This window comes from Brevibacterium sp. S22 (assembly GCF_004745485.1).
GTDB lineage: Bacteria > Actinomycetota > Actinomycetes > Actinomycetales > Brevibacteriaceae > Brevibacterium.
Genome location: NZ_RHFG01000015.1, coordinates 77,988 through 96,282, shown reverse-complemented (window position 1 = coordinate 96,282; position 18,295 = coordinate 77,988). Strand labels below are relative to the sequence as shown.

Annotated in this window: 19 protein-coding genes and 3 tRNA genes; 13 read left to right on the top strand and 9 right to left on the bottom strand. The window is 63.8% G+C overall.

Going from position 1 to position 18,295, the window contains the following annotated elements:
* Nucleotides 1–43 precede the first annotated feature (43 nt).
* Together metE and EB835_RS13220 are read right to left on the bottom strand one after the other, a co-directional pair.
* Nucleotides 44–2,350 (bottom strand): 5-methyltetrahydropteroyltriglutamate--homocysteine S-methyltransferase, encoded by a 2,307-nt coding sequence (gene metE, locus EB835_RS13225; protein WP_135809924.1) that lies wholly within the window; start codon nucleotides 2,348–2,350, stop codon nucleotides 44–46.
* Nucleotides 2,347–3,387 carry a methylenetetrahydrofolate reductase gene (locus EB835_RS13220; RefSeq protein ID WP_135809923.1) on the bottom strand — a complete coding sequence of 347 codons (1,041 nt, stop codon included), beginning with the start codon at nucleotides 3,385–3,387 and terminating at the stop codon, nucleotides 2,347–2,349. Before EB835_RS13220 ends, metE begins: the two co-directional genes overlap by 4 nt.
* Before the next feature lie 287 nt (nucleotides 3,388–3,674).
* Here EB835_RS13220 and EB835_RS13215 point away from each other — a divergent pair, with 287 nt between their 5' ends.
* On the top strand, nucleotides 3,675–4,433 hold the full coding sequence (locus EB835_RS13215) for an alpha/beta hydrolase (RefSeq protein WP_135809922.1): 759 nt from the start codon (nucleotides 3,675–3,677) through the stop codon (nucleotides 4,431–4,433).
* Between the two features lie 12 nt (nucleotides 4,434–4,445).
* Here EB835_RS13215 and EB835_RS13210 read toward each other — a convergent pair whose 3' ends face one another.
* Nucleotides 4,446–4,937, bottom strand: a complete 492-nt coding sequence (locus EB835_RS13210; protein ID WP_135809921.1) for a YajQ family cyclic di-GMP-binding protein — start codon at nucleotides 4,935–4,937, stop codon at nucleotides 4,446–4,448.
* A gap of 159 nt (nucleotides 4,938–5,096) precedes the next feature.
* On the opposite strand from EB835_RS13210, the gene EB835_RS13205 reads away from it, so the two are divergent.
* The 5 genes from EB835_RS13205 to EB835_RS13185 all read left to right on the top strand — a co-directional run bounded on the left by EB835_RS13205 (nucleotide 5,097) and on the right by EB835_RS13185 (nucleotide 7,401).
* Nucleotides 5,097–5,178, top strand: a tRNA-Tyr gene (locus EB835_RS13205).
* A 345-nt stretch (nucleotides 5,179–5,523) separates the two neighbouring features.
* Nucleotides 5,524–6,132, top strand: coding sequence for a DnaJ family domain-containing protein (locus EB835_RS13200; RefSeq protein ID WP_240688734.1), 609 nt, complete (start codon nucleotides 5,524–5,526; stop codon nucleotides 6,130–6,132).
* Between the two features lie 161 nt (nucleotides 6,133–6,293).
* On the top strand, nucleotides 6,294–7,094 hold the full coding sequence (locus EB835_RS13195) for a glycerophosphodiester phosphodiesterase (RefSeq protein WP_135809920.1): 801 nt from the start codon (nucleotides 6,294–6,296) through the stop codon (nucleotides 7,092–7,094).
* Nucleotides 7,095–7,228: 134 nt separating this feature from the next.
* Nucleotides 7,229–7,301 (top strand) — tRNA-Thr (locus tag EB835_RS13190).
* Nucleotides 7,302–7,327: 26 nt separating this feature from the next.
* Nucleotides 7,328–7,401, top strand: a tRNA-Met gene (locus EB835_RS13185).
* 119 nt (nucleotides 7,402–7,520) lie between these two features.
* Here EB835_RS13185 and EB835_RS13180 read toward each other — a convergent pair.
* Nucleotides 7,521–8,135, bottom strand: coding sequence for a hypothetical protein (locus tag EB835_RS13180; protein ID WP_135809919.1), 615 nt, complete (start codon nucleotides 8,133–8,135; stop codon nucleotides 7,521–7,523).
* 45 nt (nucleotides 8,136–8,180) lie between these two features.
* Nucleotides 8,181–8,405, bottom strand: coding sequence for a hypothetical protein (locus tag EB835_RS13175; protein ID WP_135809918.1), 225 nt, complete (start codon nucleotides 8,403–8,405; stop codon nucleotides 8,181–8,183).
* Between the two features lie 250 nt (nucleotides 8,406–8,655).
* Between EB835_RS13175 and EB835_RS13170 the strand changes: the two genes are divergently transcribed.
* The 4 genes from EB835_RS13170 to EB835_RS13155 all read left to right on the top strand — a co-directional run bounded on the left by EB835_RS13170 (nucleotide 8,656) and on the right by EB835_RS13155 (nucleotide 11,296).
* Nucleotides 8,656–8,913, top strand: a complete 258-nt coding sequence (locus tag EB835_RS13170; RefSeq protein WP_135809917.1) for a hypothetical protein — start codon at nucleotides 8,656–8,658, stop codon at nucleotides 8,911–8,913.
* Between the two features lie 177 nt (nucleotides 8,914–9,090).
* Nucleotides 9,091–9,300 carry a hypothetical protein gene (locus tag EB835_RS13165; protein ID WP_135809916.1) on the top strand — a complete coding sequence of 70 codons (210 nt, stop codon included), beginning with the start codon at nucleotides 9,091–9,093 and terminating at the stop codon, nucleotides 9,298–9,300.
* Entirely contained in the window at nucleotides 9,300–9,929 is a 630-nt protein-coding gene (locus EB835_RS13160) for a hypothetical protein (RefSeq protein ID WP_135809915.1), read from the top strand. The genes EB835_RS13165 and EB835_RS13160 overlap by 1 nt, the downstream gene beginning before the upstream one ends.
* Before the next feature lie 395 nt (nucleotides 9,930–10,324).
* Nucleotides 10,325–11,296 (top strand): squalene cyclase, encoded by a 972-nt coding sequence (locus EB835_RS13155; RefSeq protein WP_135809914.1) that lies wholly within the window; start codon nucleotides 10,325–10,327, stop codon nucleotides 11,294–11,296.
* Between the two features lie 13 nt (nucleotides 11,297–11,309).
* On the opposite strand, the gene EB835_RS13150 is transcribed toward EB835_RS13155, so the two are convergent.
* The 4 genes from EB835_RS13150 to EB835_RS13135 form a co-directional block, all read right to left on the bottom strand.
* Entirely contained in the window at nucleotides 11,310–11,771 is a 462-nt protein-coding gene (locus tag EB835_RS13150; RefSeq protein WP_135809913.1) for a nuclear transport factor 2 family protein, read from the bottom strand.
* 187 nt (nucleotides 11,772–11,958) lie between these two features.
* Nucleotides 11,959–12,555: a hypothetical protein gene (locus EB835_RS13145; RefSeq protein ID WP_135809912.1), complete on the bottom strand. Its 597-nt coding sequence runs from the start codon at nucleotides 12,553–12,555 to the stop codon at nucleotides 11,959–11,961.
* A gap of 460 nt (nucleotides 12,556–13,015) precedes the next feature.
* A complete protein-coding gene (locus EB835_RS13140) occupies nucleotides 13,016–14,272 on the bottom strand; it encodes a serine hydrolase domain-containing protein (RefSeq protein WP_240688733.1) in 1,257 nt (418 codons plus the stop codon).
* 111 nt (nucleotides 14,273–14,383) lie between these two features.
* Entirely contained in the window at nucleotides 14,384–16,114 is a 1,731-nt protein-coding gene (locus EB835_RS13135; RefSeq protein WP_135809911.1) for a biotin carboxylase, read from the bottom strand.
* A gap of 184 nt (nucleotides 16,115–16,298) precedes the next feature.
* Between EB835_RS13135 and EB835_RS13130 the strand changes: the two genes are divergently transcribed.
* From EB835_RS13130 to EB835_RS13120, 3 genes are read left to right on the top strand one after another with little or no spacing between them, the layout of a single operon-like run.
* Nucleotides 16,299–16,748, top strand: a complete 450-nt coding sequence (locus EB835_RS13130) for an FAS1-like dehydratase domain-containing protein (RefSeq protein ID WP_135809942.1) — start codon at nucleotides 16,299–16,301, stop codon at nucleotides 16,746–16,748.
* Nucleotides 16,745–17,188, top strand: coding sequence for a MaoC/PaaZ C-terminal domain-containing protein (locus EB835_RS13125; protein WP_135809910.1), 444 nt, complete (start codon nucleotides 16,745–16,747; stop codon nucleotides 17,186–17,188). The genes EB835_RS13130 and EB835_RS13125 overlap by 4 nt, the downstream gene beginning before the upstream one ends.
* A complete protein-coding gene (locus EB835_RS13120) occupies nucleotides 17,185–18,294 on the top strand; it encodes a UDP-N-acetylmuramate dehydrogenase (protein ID WP_135809909.1) in 1,110 nt (369 codons plus the stop codon). The genes EB835_RS13125 and EB835_RS13120 overlap by 4 nt, the downstream gene beginning before the upstream one ends.
* Nucleotide 18,295: the final 1 nt, after the last annotated feature.

The window sequence follows — 18,295 nt, the reverse complement described above, 5'->3', positions numbered from 1 at the left end:
CGCCTCCGCTCACGCGGAGGCCAGGCGGGGTCTCACGAGGAGATCAGGCCGGGACGCTCTGCGCTGTGAGCAACGTATTCCTGGCAGCGACGAGGTTGGCCAGGGACGCCCGGACCTCGGCGTAGCCGCGGGTCTTCAATCCGCAGTCGGGGTTGATCCACAGCCGTTCGGCAGGCACGTGCTTGAGGGCCGCCTCGATGAGTTCGGTGAGTTCGGGCACCGAGGGCACTCGCGGCGAATGGATGTCGTAGACGCCGGGGCCGATTCCACGCACGAAGTCGAAGTCGGCGATGTCGTCGAGGACCTCCATCCGTGACCGTGCCGCCTCGATGCTCGTGACGTCGGCGTCGAGAGCGTTGATCGCTTCGATGATCTCCCCGAATTCCGAATAGCACAGGTGAGTGTGGATCTGCGTGGTTGGTGCGACCCGGGCGTTGACGAGGCGGAAGGAACGCACCGACCAGTCGAGGTAGGCCTGCCGATCGGCTTCCCGCAGCGGCAGCAGCTCTCGCAGGGCCGGTTCGTCGACCTGGATGATGCCGATGCCGGCGGCCTCGAGGTCGGCGACCTCGTCGGCCAGTGCCAGGGCGATCTGGTCGGCGGACTCGCTCAGCGGAACGTCGTCACGGACGAAGGACCATGCGAGGATCGTCACCGGTCCGGTGAGCATGCCCTTGACGAGTCGCTCGGTCCGTTCAGCGGTGTAGGTCGACCAGCCGACGGTGATGGGTGCGGGCCGGGAGACGTCGCCGAAGAGGATCGGCGGCCGGGTGCAGCGTGAGCCGTAGGACTGGACCCAGCCGTTGTCCGTGGTGGCGAACCCGTCGAGGTTCTCCGCGAAGTACTGGACCATGTCGTTGCGTTCGGGTTCACCGTGGACGATGACGTCGAGTCCGAGGTCCTCCTGCAGTGTCACGACCCGATCGATCTCCGCCTTCATCGCCGTGTCGTAGGCGGTGGCGTCGAGTCGGCCGGCGCGGTGATCGGCGCGTGCCTTCCGCACCTCGGCGGTCTGTGGGAACGATCCGATGGTCGTCGTGGGCAAGGATGGGATCTCGAGGGCGGACTGGGCCTCCTGCCTCGTCGCATAGTCGGTGCGGAAGCCGTCGTCTCCGGTCAGGGCCGCGGTGCGGGCGGTCATCTCAGCGCTGTGGACCCGTGCCGACTCGGCGCGGGTGCGCCGGGCACGGTCCGAACGGTTGAACGCCTCGGTGCGGGAATCGGGGCCGGAAGACAGGGCGGCCGACAGGGCCTCGACCTCGGTGACCTTCTCCTCGGCGAAGGACAGCCACGAGGCGACATCGACCGGCAGCGCGGATTCGTTGGCCACGGTGTAGGGCACGTGGAGCAGGGACGTCGAGGTCGAGACACTCAGTGATTCGCGCCCCAGACCGGTGAGCACGTCGAGGCTCTCATCCAGGTCAGCGGCCCACACATTGCGTCCGTCGATGATGCCGGCGACGAGGTGGGTCGACTCGGGCACCTCGTCGGCCACGCGGTCGAGGTACCCCGGGTCGATGGTGCGGGTGGCCGCGGAGATGTCGACGCCGAGTGCGTCGATGCCCGAGGTCGCCAGTGCCGAGAGCCCGGATCGCAGGGAACCGTACGGGGCAGTGACGAAGATCTTCGGATGCGTGCTCGCCCCGGACAGTGCGGCGTAGGTGCGCCGGGCCGCCTCGGCGAGCTGCTCATCGGTGAAACCGGGAACGTCGGTGACGAGCGCCGGCTCATCGAACTGGACCCACTCGACGCCGGCGGCGGCGAGGATGGAGATGATGTCGAGGTAGACGGCGGTGAGCTCCTCGAGGCGATCCAGCGGCGAGGTGGTGGTGCCTGGTGCGGTCTTCGCCAGAGTGAGCAGGGTGATCGGTCCGACGAGGACGGGGCGGACGAGGTGGCCGGCGGTCCTGGCCTCGGAGACGAGGGAGAGCAGATGCTGCGGGTGGGCCTTGAAGGTTGTCGAATCCTCGAGTTCGGGTACGAGGAAGTGGTAGTTCGTGTCGAACCACTTCGTCATCTCGAGCGGGGAGCGTTCGGCGGTTCCGCGGGCGAGGGCGAAGTATTCGTCGAGGTCGGTGCCGGTGGTCGCGGAAGGAATGAGGCCGACGGTCAGGGCGGTGTCGAGGACGTGATCGTAGTGGCTGTAGGAGGCGGGGATCGCGTAGTCCTCGGTGAGTCCGAGCGTATGCAGTCGGTGGTAGGTGTCGATGCGCAGGGTGTGCACGGCCTGGGCGAACTCAGCGGCGTCGATGCGGCCGGCCCAATAGGATTCGAGGGCCTTCTTCTGTTCGCGTCGGGCTCCGATGCGCGGGTAGCCGGTGATCGTGGCCTGTGGGAATGTGCTGGTCATGAACGTGCTTCCTTCTGTGGTGTGGTTTCACTGTCGGTTGTCGGCGGCCACCGCCGGGGTGGTGGCGGTGGTGGGAATGAGGACACGGATACTCCTTTGTCATCGAGTGCGGTGAGCAGCTCTTCGGTGGTGGACAGGTCATTGAAGGTATAGAAGTGGAGGCCGTCGGCATCATGGTCGAGGATCGCGGCCGTGTGCTCGGCGGTGATCTCGAGACCGATGCGTCGCGCAGCGGCGGCATCCCCGGCATGATCGAAGCGGGCGATGAGGTGGTCGGGGACGGGGAGTCCGGAGAGGCGGCCCATCGTGTGCAGACGCTTGAGATCGGTGATCGGCAGAATTCCGGGAATGATCGGAATGGTGATGCCGGCATGTTCGGCACGGCGGCGCAGCCTGGCATAGGCGTTCGGGTCGAAGAAGAGCTGCGTGATCGCGAAGTCGGCGCCATTGCGCTGTTTGGCCGCGAGCACGTCGAGGTCTTCTTCCGGACCTGTGGACTCGGGATGCCCGGAAGGATAGGCGGCGACGCCGATGCCGAGGCGTCCGGCGGCCAAGCGGGCGACGTTGTCGGTCTCGACGGTGCGCAGCAGCTGAACGAGGGCATCGGCGTGGGGGAGGTGCCCGGGCGGCAGGCTCGCTTCCCGGTCTGGAAAGTCGCCGCGGATGGCGAGGAATCCACGGACCCCGACGCCGAGGAGGTGGTCGATCCACGGCAGCAGCTCCGCCTCGGTGCTGGCCGTGCAGGTCAGGTGGGCCAAGGGCCGCAGTGAGGTGGTGGCGGTGATGTCGGCGATGAAATCCGCGGTGCCCTGCAGCCAGCCGCTGTTCGCCGAGGAGGTCACAGCGAGGTAGTCGGGGGTCAGTGAGTCAAGGAAACGCAGCAGCCCGGGCAGCCGTGCGGCCTGCTTCTCAGATCGGGGCGGGATGACCTCGAAGGACAGTGCTCGGCGCAGCCGTCGACGTGACGGAGGGTGGAGCTCGGCCGCGGAGTCCGGTGCCGAGGCGGAGATCCTGGGGATCGCTGTAGTGATGGACATGCCGCCATCCTGGCAGCGGAGGCAGGGGCGTGCGGTCGGGACCGGTGATCGGCGTCATAGCCCGTCACGGGAGGGTCAAGGAACGTACGGTTCGGTCAGAAGAGGACTCAGTCCGTCATGGTCAGGCGACCGGGGGACGGATGCGGTATGGGATCGTTGGGCGGATCAAGATGGCTGTTCGTCCCCGATATAGTATTGGTAATCAGTTTCACCCCGGTCGAGATCACTATCTCGAGCCGGGGTCGAACATCTTCTGACCGGTTCGAACCGACGCGTAGACTCCTTGAGTGACTTCCATTCGAATATTACGCCGCTGGGCCGTCCGAGTGGTGGCCGGTGTGCTGGCGCTCTGTGTCCTCGCCGTCGTCGCGTTGGTGATCTGGGCGAAATCGGGAGTGATGCACGCCGAGGCGGAGGCCTGGGAGTCTGTTCTCACTGACCCGAGAATCACCGTGGAAGAGCATGCGAACGCTGTGGTGCTGCGCCCGGCCGAGAAGACGGCGACGTCGGTCGGTCTCGTCTTCTACCCCGGCGCGAAGGTCGACGCAGAAGCCTACGCCCGGAAACTGAGCGGGATCGTGGCCGACGCCTCTGCCACTGTCGTCATCGTCAAGCCGTGGCTGCGCCTGGCCATCATCGATCCACGCGGCCCGTCGACATTCACGGACTACTCGCCGGAGACGCAGACATGGATGGTCGGCGGACATTCCATGGGCGGGGTCCGCGCTTGTTCCGCTGCCGATGACGCCGACGCCCTCGTGCTCTTCGGTTCCTACTGCGCAGCTGATCTCTCCGGCGATCAGCTTCCGGTGCTCAGCCTCTCCGGCAGCGAGGACGGACTCTCCACACCGCAGAAAGTCGCCGATGCCCGAGAGAAGCTCCCCGCCTCGGCGACGATGGTCGAGATCCCGGGAGCCAGCCACTCGAGCTTCGGCGACTACGGTGCGCAGAAAGTCGACGGTTCTCCTCGCATCGACGATGAGCAGATGAACTCGACCGTCACGACCGAGCTGCTCGAATTTGCCGAGAGAGTGCGAAGTGAGTGAGCGTCAAGGACCTCAGCGGTAATTGGTGAACTGCAGGTCGACCTCGAGGTCCTGTCCCTTGAGCAGGGCGATGACGTCCTGCAGGTCGTCGCGCTTCTTCGAGCTCACGCGCAGCTCGTCGCCTTGGATCTGTGCCTTGACACCCTTGGGGCCCTCTTCGCGGATGATCTTCGAGATCTTCTTCGCATTGTCCTTGTCGATGCCCTCCTTGATCGAGGCATCGATGCGGTACTCCTTGCCGGAGGGGTAAGGGTCGCCGTCTTCGAGGGACTTCAGCGAGATTCCGCGCTTGACCAGCTTCGACTGGAAGACGTCGAGGATGGCCTTGACCCGGTCTTCGCTGTTGGCCTTCATCTGCACGGCTTCGCCGCTCCAGGCGATCGAGGCGTCGGTGCCGCGGAAGTCGTAGCGGGAGTTGATCTCCTTCGCCGCCTGGTTCAGTGCGTTGTCGGCCTCCTGACGGTCGACCTTGCTGACGATGTCGAATGAGGATTCGCTGGCCATGAATGCTCCTTAGTCTGCGATGGTTTTGCCCGTTGAGAACGGGCGAGGCTGTTGTCTCCGAGTGTAGTCGAGGCCCCGAATTGTGATCTGCGTCTACCGAGTTGGAGATTCGGGTCTGGGCCTTGTATTCTTTTCAGGTGCTCATCGAGCGCCACCTGCGGCAGATTGCCCGAGCGGCCAAAGGGAGCTGACTGTAAATCAGCCGGCATTGCCTTCGAAGGTTCGAATCCTTCATCTGCCACGCAGAATAGAGAAGCTCCGTGACCGATCGGTCACGGAGCTTCTTCCATGTTTGAGGGTTGCCGGACCTATGACCCGCGGCTACCGTGGGCCAGAAGTGCACACGTAGTGCACAAATGCAGCACGTATGCACTTTCGGCGCACAGTTGTGTTGAGCACGGTCGCGGAACGTGAGCATGCGTCGGTCAGTCGCGGGGTTGTGAGTGGAGCCTGCGTCCGGCAGGAGCTTGATCGTCTGTGTATCCGATGCTGGGGTTGCGGGTCTCTCGATGCTTGCCAAGCCAACCGCGGACACCTAGCGTGTGAGGACACCACGCGCAGATCTGCGCAAAGGAGGGGCGGGGCAATGGCTGAGAATCCGGCCGAGGGCGAAGCGCCTCGGCGCTTGAATTCGCTCGAAGATCGCAACGCCGTCGTCGAATCAGCCCTCGACAGGGCCATCAAGCGCGGTGATTTCGATGATCTGCCGGGCTTGGGCAAGCCGCTGACCGGGTTGCACAGCTCCTCTGATCCCGATTGGTGGATCAAGCAGAAGATGGATGCCGAAGGCATCAACGGCGTCGCTCCGGCCGCGTTCCAGCTCCGTAAGGAGAACGCAGTCCTCGAAGACACCGTCGACGCCTTCATGACCGAATCCGAGGTCCGCGACTACCTCGCGGGGTTCAACGCGAGAGTCCGCGAAGCGGTGATGGATCTGCGTGACGGCCCGCCCGTGTTCACCCCGCCCCGGGACGTCGAGAAGGAGGTCGTCGCCTGGCGGCAGCGGCGGATCGTGAAGAAGAACGACACCGGCGCCGAGGCAGGTCCGGGGGAGCGTTCCAAGGATCCGAATGCGCCCGGCTGGGATCGGGGTGGAAGCCGCGCGGACTCGAATGAGGGCGGCCGACTGCCCGGCGACAGTGATGCGGAATCGGCCGGGTCGCCTCGGCGATGGTGGCAGCTCTTCCGCCGCTGAGGCCGATATGAGTCGGCGGCCATCGGTTGGTCAGCATGTTCGCCGAGTATTCAGCGAGGATGACCAGAAGTCCCAGACAGGCGAATCCGACGACCAGTACTGAGGCGAGGGGGTTGAGGTCGAGGGTGAGATCACGCTCGGTGAGGGCATAGGCTGAAGCCATGAGTTTTCAGCAGTTCCTCCACGAACGGGGCATCGTCGAGCGCCCCGGAGCCGGAAGCCGCCCGTTGGTGATCGCCCATCGCGGTTATTCCGCCGTTGTGCCCGAGAACAGCCTCGCCGCAGTCGATGCCGCACGCGCCCTCGGGGTCGACTTCATCGAAGTCGACACGTCGACCAGTGCCGATGGCGTCCCGGTGATCCTCCACGACCCCGATCTGGACCGGACCACGAACCGGAAGGGCCCCGTCGTCAACCTCACCGCCGAAGAGCTGTCGTTCGTCGACGCCGGTTCCTGGATGGGGCCCGGATTCAACGGAGTGCGCATCCCGACCCTGTCAGCCGTGATGAGGGATATCCAGCACCGAGGCGGCGAACTCCTCCTCGAGCTCAAAGGGGAGTGGTCATCGGGTGCGGTGGCGCGGGTCTCTGAAATGGTTGTGGAGACCGGTATCGCCGACCGGATGATCGTCCAGTCGTTCAATATCGAGACGCTTGAGGCCTGTCGGGACATGCTGCCGATGGTCGCGCGTTTCCTGTTGCGCATGGTTCCCAAACCTGAGGACATCGAGATCGCTCGCAAGCTCGGGGCGGTGGCGATCAATCCTTCGTACAAGGGGTTCTCCATGCGCAGATCGGTGGTCACCGAGATCATGGACAACGACCTCGGCGTCTTCGTCTGGACTGCTGACGAGATGAACGAATGGCGGGAGCTCCTCGGAGCCGAGGTCGATGGGATCATCACGAACCATCCCGGTCGACTGCAGGGATTCCTGGCGGGGCGATTCGACCCTGTGAAATAGCTGCTTTCGCTGGTGAGAGCGGTTCAGTTTAGGGGTCTGCGTGAGGTTTCATCGAAGTTTCCGTCTCGTGTGAGTGACGTCACTGGAGTCCGATTTGCCCGGAGCGAGCGAACCCGTGTAAATTCTTACCTGTTGCCCCGATAGCTCAGTCGGCAGAGCATCTCCATGGTAAGGAGAAGGTCAAGGGTTCGATTCCCTTTCGGGGCTCTCGTGCCGCCTAGAAGCGGTGCTGGGGCGGGGTAGCTCAGCTGGTTAGAGCGCACGACTCATAATCGTGAGGTCGGGGGATCGAGTCCCCCTCCCGCTACTTTCAAGCCCCTCACCAGGGATAACGTCCCGGTGAGGGGCTATTTTTCTGCCCAGAGACGGCAACCGAGGGTTATAGGCCAAAATGTGTGTATGGGCAGGGCGTGTCGATGCTGGTTCTCACCGGGTTCTGCCACCCCAGCCCTTCTGGATCCCATTGCCATCCTCGACGCTGAATCCCGTCCCGTAGAGAAGATTCGTCTCCTCTCGGCCCGTGTCGGGTTTCACCACATTCGGGACGCTGCGCGGTGGTGTCCACGCTCGTGGAGTAACGAACGACCACGGGTCCTTGGGTGCCTCGGTGCGCAGATACAACAGCCAGTCGACTCCTCGGCGGGCATGATCGATGTTCAGTCCTCGATGGGCTCGGAGGAAGTCCTTGATCGCTTTGTTCGGGCCGCCCTCTAATGGGGTCGTAGTCTTCGCGATCGTGTAGTCGTCTTCGGCTAGTTCTAGCCACGTGAACAGTTGCCGGTCGCGGAGGAGTCCTGTCAGCAGGTTGTGGGATCGACGGGTCCGAAGATGCGTGTACCACCAGCGCTGTCCCGGCTTCACGTGTGCCGGTCGGGGTGTTCCTGGCCGCACCTGGGTGCGGTGTTTGAGGAACGATTCCCATTTCGCTTCCCAGGACGTGAATGCGCCTGTCCACTTCGTGGCTTCGTCGAGGCTGGTGACCTTCGGCAGCATCTTGAACAGGCCGAGGAGTTCCTTGTTCGCCGGCAGGACGGGCCGCATGGTCAGGTACCGATGTGCGGCCTGTCGGATGTGGAAGTGACACCGTTAGATACGGGTGGTCGGCCAGAGTCGCTTGATCGTTGTCGTCAATGGTCCGTTGCCATCGACGATCGCAGCCACCGGGGCGGGGATGCGGCTGATGAGGGCTGTCCAGGACGCGTTCTTCTCCTGGTCGCACCATTGCCAGTCGATGACGTGAGTGCCGGTGTAGGCGATGAGCACGCACCAACCGTTGAAGTAGGTGCCGTCGAGCATGATCACACTTGCCACTCCGAAGGATCGTGGCAGGTTGGCTGGTCTGTCAAGCCCACCCGGTGCACCAAACCCAAGGCTGGCACCTACGCTGATTCGTACTACCGGTTCGACGCTTCGCTCTTCGTGAAGGGAAGTCCGATCACTCTCGGCGTGGGCCTTCACTACCGCACGTCCAAGTCAGGGGCGGTTAAAACCTGGCAGGTTGGCGGCTAATATTGAATCAATCATCAACGCAGTCAGGACTAAACGGATGCAGGTGCAAGATATGGCGACCGATCAGCGTGAGCGATTCCTCTCAAAGACGGAATGGAAGTTCATCGGCTTCCTCGCACTCGCATTTGTGTTGACACCGATCTTCTACGGTCTGCCCTTGCTTAGCCCTTTGTTTGCTTTAGGCACGAGCGTCCGCTCGCATAAGGCAAAGATGGTGTGGCTCTGGGTGGTCTCATCGGTCCTGGTTCTGATGTCGATCGCACCGTTCATCCTAAGGATCGCTGGCCTGAGCAACTTCATCGTCGAATGACATTGCGAGGCATCAGACTTCGATCGAGCCTCGGCGCGTATCCGCCATTTGTTGGTAGTTGAAGTAAACAGCCCCTGAGCCTGAATGGCCGGGGGCTGTTTTCGTTCCTCAACTTGCGCCCAGAACCTCGCGTGTCGTCGCTGGCAACTCTTCCGTGTCCGGTCACAAGCTACGGGCATGATCATCCGACACTTGACCGCCGAGTACATCGGTAAGACCGTCACCCTGCCGACCCTCGCAGCCCTCGGCCGGTGCCGTAGCGGCACACTCCACTCCATCACCCTCGAAACCGCCACCGACACGAGTACCCTCCGCATCGGCGACCACCTGCACTCGGTACCCAACGACGCGACCGTGTACGTCACCACCGAAGTGAGCGGACTCTGATGGTCGACAAGTCCGGTTGGGATCCGGAGAAATGCCAAGCCACCAGCAAGAAACGCGGCGACCAGTGCAAAAACTACCCCGTCCGCGGCCTCCGCGTATGCCTACGCCACGGCGGGGGATCGAAGAAAGCCCGTACCGCAGCTACCCGCAACCTCGAGCAGGAGAAACTCACCCGCGTCGCCCGTCGTCTCGGCACACCTCACGAGAACCTCGACCCCGCACAGGCACTGCTGGACCTCGTCGCATCCAAAGCCGGCGAAGTGGAGTGGTTGCGACACCAGGTGGAGCTCCTCGAAACCGACGGCGACCTCTGGTGGGGTGAAACCAAGGTCGTCGGCAAGGACAACCCGGAGTTCGGGGAACAGTTCGAACGCACCGAGGAAGCCCGCCAACACATCGTCTACACGCTGTTGCACAAAGCGCAGGACCAGCTCGCGAAGTACGCCGGCGAAACACTCAAGGCCGGCGTGGACGAACGCCAAGTGCGTATCGCCGAGCAGACGGGCGCCCAGTTCGAAACCGTCCTCACATCACTCCTCACCGGCATCAGTGCCACACCCGAACAGATGCAGACCTCGACCACCGAGATCCCACGGATCCTCAGCAACCTCGCAGGGGGTGGCAAATGAACGTTGAATACGTCAGATACCAAGAAGGCGAGAAGCAACGCCGCCGCATCCGCAACGCCCCCCATCGAACTCGCCATGACCTACCACGCGATCGACCGCACACCGGACGGCATGACGATAGGTGATCACGTCAACAGCATTGAAACCAACGCCCTCGAGCAGACCGATAATGCGGCCCGCACGGGCATGTTGTGGGTGCAAACAGGGCCCCTCCCGCTACCGATCAAGCCCCTCACCAGGGATAAGGTCCCGGCGTGGGGGTCTTCTCTTATGCTCAGGGCCGGTCCGAGCGCGACGGATGTCCGTTCGACCGCAATTCGGCGGCGGGGTATGGTCATCGGACGGTTTGTCACCTACTCTCATAGAGACTGTTCGACCGAAGCGGGAGATCAACGATGATCAACGCACAACTGTCCGACTGGCTGCTCGATTCCGAACCGTCCTTGCGCTGGCAGGTCGAACGTGACCTCCTCGGTGCTGAGGACTCGACCTGGCAGTCAAGCAGAGCCGAAGTCGCACACGTCGGATTCGGTGCCGAGCTGCTCGCCAGGCAGGACCCGGATGGGCAATGGGCCGGCGGAGCATATTTCCCCGCCGGCTTCGATTTCGACACTGAGCGTTCACAGCCGTGGACGGCGACGACCTGGGCGCTCAAGGACCTGCGCGAGTGGGGAGTGGCTGCGTCGGTGCTGGCAGGGACCGCAGAGAAACTGGCGCCCGTTCGGTGGGAATACGAGAACCTGTCCTACTGGGGCGGCGAAGTCGATGTGTGCATCAATGCGTGGACACTGTCGAACGGCCTCTGGCTGGGTGCCGATGTCGACGGGCTCGTCGACTGGTTCCTCGACCACCAGCTCGATGACGGCGGGTGGAACTGCGAATGGGTCGACGGTGCGAAGGTGTCCTCCTTCCATTCCACCCTCAACGCCCTCGTCGCGCTCCTCGATTACCAGAAGTCCACCGGCGACAGCGCACGCGTAGCTCAGGCCCGGGCCGGGGGAGAGGAATACCTGCTCGTCCGAGATCTGTTCCGCCGCCGAGGCACCGGCGAACCCTTCGACGAACGTGCCCTGGCGCTGTTCTGCCCCAGACGGTGGTTCTACGGGATCCTGCCGGCACTCGATTACTTCCGAGAAGCGGCACGAACCGATGGCACCGATCCGGATCCGCGCATGCGCGAAGCCGTTGAGATGATCCGGTCTCGCCGAGGAGCGGACGGACGCTGGCAACAGGAGCACCGCCTCGGCGGGGAAGTCTGGTTCCATGTCGACGCACCCGTCGGCGAACCCTCGAAATGGGTGACGCTGCAAGCCCAGCGGATCCTCGACTGGTGGGATGCCTCCGCCACCGCCCAAGGCGGCGATTGAGCCCACGAATGTCTTACCGGAGGTCGAATTCCCTGCCGCGGTCCTCGGCCGGTCGGGGCCCACGGATCCAGCGGTCCGCCTCGGCGATGGCGACATCATTGATGCTTGCTTCACGGCGTGCCATCAGCCCCTGAGCATCGAACTCCCACAACTCGTTTCCATAGCTGCGCCACCACTGACCGCCGGCATCGTGCCATTCGTATTGGAAGCGGACGGCAATGCGGTTGTCATCGAATGCCCACAGATTCTTGCGCAGCGCGTAGTCGAGTTCGCGGTCCCATTTGCGGGTGAGGAACGCAAGGATCTCATCGCGGCCGGTAATGAACTCATCGCGATTGCGCCACACCGAATCCACGGTGTAGGCCGAGGCGACTGTCCGCGGACTGCGAGTGTTCCACGCATCCTCGGCGCCCTGGACCTTCTGCGCGGCGGAGTCCCGATCGAACGGCGGCAATGGGGGACGGTGTTCAGTCATGAGGGATCCTTCCCGGCCGCGTCCGTGTCTGCCTGTCTGGAGGCGTGCCTGCGGCCTGGCCCTTCATGCTACTCGGTGCCAACCGCGGCGGGAAGGTCGATGCGCAGCCGCGGCACAGAGACCCCGTCCCCGCCGAGTGACGGGGACGGGGTTGCGTCGGGGTGGTGCCTGCTGGAATCTGACCGAGTCAGTCCTTGAAGTCGAAGTCTTCCTTGTCGATGCCGGGGAACATGAGTTCGTACTTGACCATCTTGTCCTTGTGGTCGACGATCTTCACCGATCCGAAGAACTTCTTCTCATTGTTGTAGGACTGTTTGTCTTTGATGGTGACCTGGCAGGACTTGTATCCGTACCATTCCTTGAGCTCCATATCGGAGTCGCACGCGGCTTCCTTGACCTTCAATTCGAGCTTGTTCTCGAACAGATCGATGAGGTCGGCTTCGATCGATGCGGCGGGCACGATGCCGTTGCCCTTCTTGTCGATCTTCATGCCGTCGTCACTGGCCCAGTTCGTCGTCTTCGCAGCGTCGGCGAACAGATCGGACGACTTGGTGTCGGTAGGCTCTTTCTCGGCGGGTTCAGAACCCTGGGCCTCGGCCGCTTCCGACTCGACGGCACCTCCGCCGAATCCGCCCTTTTCGGTCTGAGCTGCTTCGGAGTTCTCGTCTTCGGCCGGTTTGTCGTCTCCGGATCCTCCGCAGGCGGTCAGGGACAATGCAAGAGCGGTTCCAGCAGCCGCCGTCAACAGGCGGGGCATCCAAGCGGACCGGCGAATCGGGGTCATCGTGTTTCTCCTTCGCACTCAGGCGATCACAAGCGTTGTCTATACACCACGATTCTGCCACGGCGCATTGCCGCAGACGCCGGTTCGGTGTGCAGATCCGGCGACACCTGTGACGATTCGGGCACATTCGGGCCGGGGAGTGAGTAACTTTCGGGCCGGGAAGTGACCATCCGCCACCGCTGCCCGCATAACCACCCGCTGCAGTGGGTGGTTATGCGAGGAAAGAGCTGTGATGGTTGAGTGCCTGTAGGGGAAGACGTTGCCGGTGCGGTGTGCGGGCAATGGTGCGTGATGCTCCGTGACGTCTGCCTTCGTCTGCTCAGTGGCGTCTGCCGCCGTCTGTTCCACGGCGTCTGGCTTCGCCTGTTCCGTGACGTCAGTCTTCGTCTGCTCAGTGGTGTCTGCCTCCGACCACCCCGGGGCGGTGATGAGGTTCGATTCGAGACGAAGCTGTTGACGCCTATTCCGCGGCAGGGGAGTTGACGGCCTTCGCGAGGGCCTCGAAAGCGCGAATCGTCGGGAACAGCTTCGTCGCATCCTGCGGCAGTCCCCAACTCGAGAGTTTGACGCCGAGGACGTTCGCGCCCGGGTTCATGTAGATCATCTGACCGTGGATGCCGAGAGCGAGGAAGGCATGAGAGTCGGGGAACGGGAACCAGAATTGGTTGTGATATGCCCCGCCCGGCATCCGGTTGTCTCCGGGCCCATCGGCGAAGGCCCGGCGCACATCGTCGGAGGTGGTGAGCGTATCGCCGATCCACGTCGTGGGAGCGACCTGCTGCCCGGTCAGAGACTGACCGCGGTTGATGTAGACGAAGCCGAAGCGGGCAAGATCGCGCAGACTCGTGTTGATGCCGCCGTCGAACATCCCGACCCCGTACTGGTCGGTGGCGATGATCGCGTCCTGTTCGGCACCGAGCCGGGACCACAGCACCCGTGACATGAGCGGCTGCATGCGCTCGCCGGCGATCTTCTCGCATACCCATCCGAGCACATCGGTCTCGCAGGACCGGTACTCGAAGACCCCGCCGTGTTCGGACTTCGCCTCAAGTGTGGTGAGGAACTCGTACATGCCGATGCCCGGATTCTCGCGCTTGGCTTCCGACCAGCCGATCTGCTCTTCGATCTGCCTCACTTCGGACTTCGGGTCGAGGTAGTCCTCGGAGAAGCGGATGCCCGAACGCATGTCGAGGATGTGGCGCACCGTGGCACCGGCATAGCCGGACGTCGCAAGCTCCGGGACGTAGTCGGTGATGAGACGATCCGGGTCGAGGTCACCGGATCCGACGAGCACGCCGGCAACTGTGCCGACGAGTGACTTCGACACCGACATCAGCAGATGCTCGGTCGACGCGGTCATCTCTCCGAAATACTCTTCGGTGAGCACGGTCCCGTTGTGCATGAGCATCCAGGCATCCGTGTCGGTGGATTCGATGACGCTGCGGACGCTGCGAGCCTTCGAGTGCTCCGTCGCCGGGATCTCGACCTCGCCGAGGTCCTGCAGATCGGCTGGAAGTTCGGCCACCGGCCCGGTGCCCCGGGAGATCGGCGTCGTCGGCAGAACCCGGGCGACGTTCTGGAACGACCACCGGACGTTGACGGGATCCTGCCAGTTGTCCCGGTCGATTCCGGCCGCCGGATCGACAGGTGCCGATGGGGTCACGGCTGGCTCCGCCGGGGGAGTGGCCGCGGTCTGCTCCGGTGCCGGTTCGATCACTCTTCACCTCTGATTCTCGGGTCGGTCTGTCCGCGGAACGGATCCGCGGACGGCAGCTGCTCGCCGCCTCGGGTCGTGTTGAGATTATCATCGAGGCGGCCGGGCTCCGATTCAGTCGCCTTTGGCTCCGGGCCCGCCGAGAGCCGGCGACGGATCATCCGCGACGACCGGAACTCCGGCATACATCGCGCGGATCGAATCGATGAAGTGCTTGGCGCGGATGCTCAGCGCATCGGGTCCGCCGACGTTCGTCTGCAGCGGATTCTTCGTCACCAGCACTCCGAGGTCCGCGCCCTTCCACCGGTAGTCTCCGGCGCCGAAGATGCGCAGGAAGAACACCTCGCTGCCGTTCTGCAGAGGGTGCCAGTCCAGGGCCGCGCGCTTGTATGTCAGCGTTCCGTACTGATCGAGGTAGTACTGACCCGTCAGCGGCGAATGTGTGATGTACTCGGTGATCGGCGCCGTCTCCTTGATGATCATCTGGCTCCACTCATCGGCGCCGGAGAGCTCTTCCCACCGCTCGTTGATCTCCTTGACGTCGAGGTCGAATTCGACATCGAGGTATTCGAGCAGGTGGAACAGGAACAGCGGCACATCAGCATAGGCACCGGCCGTGACGTTCGTGATCGCCGAGGCACCGGAGATCCGCGGATTGAGTTCGCCGAGGTAGACGTCGTCGCTGTCGAGATCGACGAGGACATCGACCTCGAAGAACCCGCGATACCCGCGGGTGCGCAGTCCCTCACCCATCCGACCCACGAGGTCACGGGTCTGTGCCCGCTGCTCGGCGTTGAGCACATCGGGCTTCATCTCATTGCCGCACCACCCGCCCTTGTACGGGGTGAGCTCGGCAAAACCGGCCAGCTCGGTCAGATAAGGACCGACGACGACACCGCTGGAGGTGATGACCGCTTCGACGGCGACCGGGGTGTTGTTGATCCGCTTCATCACCTTCAGCTGCTCGCCGATGATGTCGTCTTTGTGCGTCTCCCAACCAGCGGCATCGGAGATGAAGAACGTCGTCTTGCCCGAATCACCGTACGGAGTCTGCACGACGAGATCGGTCCCCAGCCCCGCCTCGGCGGCTCGGTCATTGAGCTCTTCATAGGTGTCAGCGGTGGTGAGGACATTCGGAACGGAGAACGCACCGGCCTCATTGCCGAGCTTCGTCGTCTCGATCTTCGAATCGAGCTGATTGCGCAGCGCCGCCGAAGGCAGGATGAGATCGTAGCCGAGTTCCCGGCAGATCCGCTCAGTCTCCTCGTCGAAGAAGACCATCGCGACCTTGACTCGTTCACCATGGGGGACATTGCGCGTCATATGAGCGCGCACCTCGGCGTTGAGCAGCAGCCAATTGTTGATCGCCTCACCGGATTCGAACTCGACATAGGGTCTGTAGCGCGGGGAGAACACGCGCGGATGTCCACCGTCCCAGCCGTCGTAGTAGGTGATGTAGGAGAAGTTGCGCACCCACCGGTCGAGGCCGAGCAGGTTGAACGGGGTGGCTCCGACGAAATAGATCGGGGTCTGATTCGTGCGGAAGAAGTGCCGGACCTCGGAGATGTTGCGCAGCGGTCGGCGCAGCTGGACTCTGTCGGCTTCCTCACCGGCATAGGCTGCATCGGTGGCCACAGCCACCTCGAGCTGCGGTGGGGCGGCATCGGCAGAGGCCGGTGCCGGGCCGGATCCGGAGGCAGCGGCTGCTGGTGCAGCAGCGGCGGGGGCACCGGGACCGGGCGCCTGCGGTGAGGGGACCGCGACTGCGTCTTTGACTCGGGCGCCGGGTTTCGCCGCCTGTGCCTCGGAGCTCTTCGGGTCAGCGCTGGAGGATTCGTTCGTCATCGCACTACTCCTTACCTGATGTGATGTGGACAACATATACCAGTTTCGAGGCCATGAGCCTGATGGTGCAGGAATTGTGTGAACCGGACACGAACGCGCGATCAATTCTTCGCCGGTGAGCGTCGCCCTCAGGCCGTGCTTTAGGCTGGTGTCGATACTGACCCCAGTGGAAGAGAGAGCGCATATGCCGGTGAATACGGAGAAGCAGGGGGCCTCGTTCTCCCTGCCTGAGCCCTATGAGGTCTCCCGGGAGGCGATCGCGGAGTTCGCGCTCGCCACCGGGTCGAAGGCCGATTACCATTTCGACACCGAGGCGGCCACCGCTCTGGGCTACCGCGACGTCGTCGCTCCGACCACCTTCGCCGTGATCATCGCGCAGAAGTCCGAAGCCGCCTATATCTCCGACCCCGATTCGGGCATCGACTTCTCGAAGGTCGTCCACGGCTCCGAGCAGTTCTCGTTCACCCGCCCCATCGTCGCCGGTGACCAGCTGTCGGCCGTCACCCACGTCGATGGTGTCCGAGCTGCCGGCAGCAACGCCATGATCACCACCCGCACCGAGATCACCGATGCCGCGCAGCAGCCCGTCGTCGCCGTGACCTCGACCATCGTCGTGAGAGGAGACGGAGAATGAGCCCCATCGACCTCTCCGCACTGACCATCGGAGACACCGTCGTCGAATCGGAGATCCCGCTGTCGCGGGCCTCCCTGGTCGACTACGCCGCAGCCTCGGGCGACCACAATCCGATCCACTGGAACGAACGCTTCGCCCGCGAAGTCGGACTCGACGATGTCATCGCCCACGGGATGCTCTCGATGGCAGCGGTCATCGCCCCGGTCGCCGAATGGCTCGGTGATCCCGGTGCGATCGTGGACTACCGGACCCGCTTCTCCGCACCCGTCGTCGTCCCTGACGCCGCAGCCGGATCACCTGCGACCCCGACGACCTCGCTCGCCCTCACCGCCACGGTCGGCGCCGTCGACCCAGCCGTCGGCACCGCCCGCATCGACATCACCGTGAAGTCCGGTGCGGCAGATGTCCTCAGCCGCACCCAGGTTCGGATCTCGCGGTGACCGAAGCCCGCACCCAGGAACTCGCGGCGTTCACCACCTTCCGCCTCGGCGGGCCGGCCCCGCAGGTGACCGTCGCGAACACCCGGGACGAGCTGCTCGACTTCTGCCGCGCTCATCCGCTCGCACTCAGCGGTCGGGAGAGGGCCGGGGTGCTCTTCATCGGCGGCGGATCGAACCTGCTCATCGCCGATGCGGGGTTCGACGGCGCCGTCTGCGTGGTCCGGACCACCGGAGTGGAGACGACCGAGACCACGGCGACCGACACCCGGGTCACCGCCGAGGCAGGGGAGGACTGGGACGCGTTCGTCGCCCATACACTCGACTTCGGGCTCTCCGGGTTGGAAGCGCTGTCCGGGATCCCGGGATCGGTCGGTGCGACCCCGATACAGAACGTCGGCGCATACGGCACCGAGGTCGGTGAGCTCATCTCCTCTGTCGAGGTGTTCGACCGTGTGGCCGGTCAGATCCGCCACCTCACCGCCGTCGAACTCGAATTCGGCTACCGCACCTCGGCGCTCAAACGTGCCCAGATCGCGGCCGGCACCCCTCAGTTCGTCGTGCTCTCAGTGACCTTCGACCTCCGACGCAGTGACGAGTCGCTGCCGGTGCGCTACGCTCAGCTGGCCTCGACACTCGACGTCGAGATCGGCACCCGCGTCCCGGCGAAGCGCGTGCGAGAGAACGTCATCGCGCTGCGCCGCTCGAAGGGCATGGTCCTCGATGAGGCTGATCACGACTCCTGGTCGGCCGGTTCCTTCTTCACCAACCCCATCGTCGACGACGCAGCGGTCCTGCCCGCCGAGGCTCCTCGCTACCCGGTGACCGACCCGCTGAGCGGAGCGAAGATCGAGGGCAGGACGAAGACATCGGCGGCCTGGCTGATCGAGCATGCCGGATTCGCCAAGGGCTTCAGCCTCGGCGACGGACGGGCATCGCTGTCGACCAAGCACACCCTGGCGCTGACGAACCGGGGACACGCGAGCGCGGCAGATGTGATCGAACTCGCTGCGACCATCGTCTCCGGTGTCGAAGACGCCTTCGACATCACACTCGAACCCGAACCGACCTTCATCGGCTGCTCCATCGACGACGGGAAGCGTCCTTAGA

Coding starts and splice junctions, on each gene's coding strand:
- metE (WP_135809924.1), bottom strand. CDS start 2,350: ATGACCAGCACATTCCCACAGGCCACGATCACCGGCTACCCGCGCATC.
- EB835_RS13220 (WP_135809923.1), bottom strand. CDS start 3,387: ATGTCCATCACTACAGCGATCCCCAGGATCTCCGCCTCGGCACCGGAC.
- EB835_RS13210 (WP_135809921.1), bottom strand. CDS start 4,937: ATGGCCAGCGAATCCTCATTCGACATCGTCAGCAAGGTCGACCGTCAG.
- EB835_RS13200 (WP_240688734.1), top strand. CDS start 5,524: ATGGCTGAGAATCCGGCCGAGGGCGAAGCGCCTCGGCGCTTGAATTCG.
- EB835_RS13195 (WP_135809920.1), top strand. CDS start 6,294: ATGAGTTTTCAGCAGTTCCTCCACGAACGGGGCATCGTCGAGCGCCCC.
- EB835_RS13180 (WP_135809919.1), bottom strand. CDS start 8,135: ATGCGGCCCGTCCTGCCGGCGAACAAGGAACTCCTCGGCCTGTTCAAG.
- EB835_RS13170 (WP_135809917.1), top strand. CDS start 8,656: ATGGCGACCGATCAGCGTGAGCGATTCCTCTCAAAGACGGAATGGAAG.
- EB835_RS13165 (WP_135809916.1), top strand. CDS start 9,091: ATGATCATCCGACACTTGACCGCCGAGTACATCGGTAAGACCGTCACC.
- EB835_RS13160 (WP_135809915.1), top strand. CDS start 9,300: ATGGTCGACAAGTCCGGTTGGGATCCGGAGAAATGCCAAGCCACCAGC.
- EB835_RS13155 (WP_135809914.1), top strand. CDS start 10,325: ATGATCAACGCACAACTGTCCGACTGGCTGCTCGATTCCGAACCGTCC.
- EB835_RS13150 (WP_135809913.1), bottom strand. CDS start 11,771: ATGACTGAACACCGTCCCCCATTGCCGCCGTTCGATCGGGACTCCGCC.
- EB835_RS13145 (WP_135809912.1), bottom strand. CDS start 12,555: ATGACCCCGATTCGCCGGTCCGCTTGGATGCCCCGCCTGTTGACGGCG.
- EB835_RS13135 (WP_135809911.1), bottom strand. CDS start 16,114: ATGACGAACGAATCCTCCAGCGCTGACCCGAAGAGCTCCGAGGCACAG.
- EB835_RS13130 (WP_135809942.1), top strand. CDS start 16,299: ATGCCGGTGAATACGGAGAAGCAGGGGGCCTCGTTCTCCCTGCCTGAG.
- EB835_RS13125 (WP_135809910.1), top strand. CDS start 16,745: ATGAGCCCCATCGACCTCTCCGCACTGACCATCGGAGACACCGTCGTC.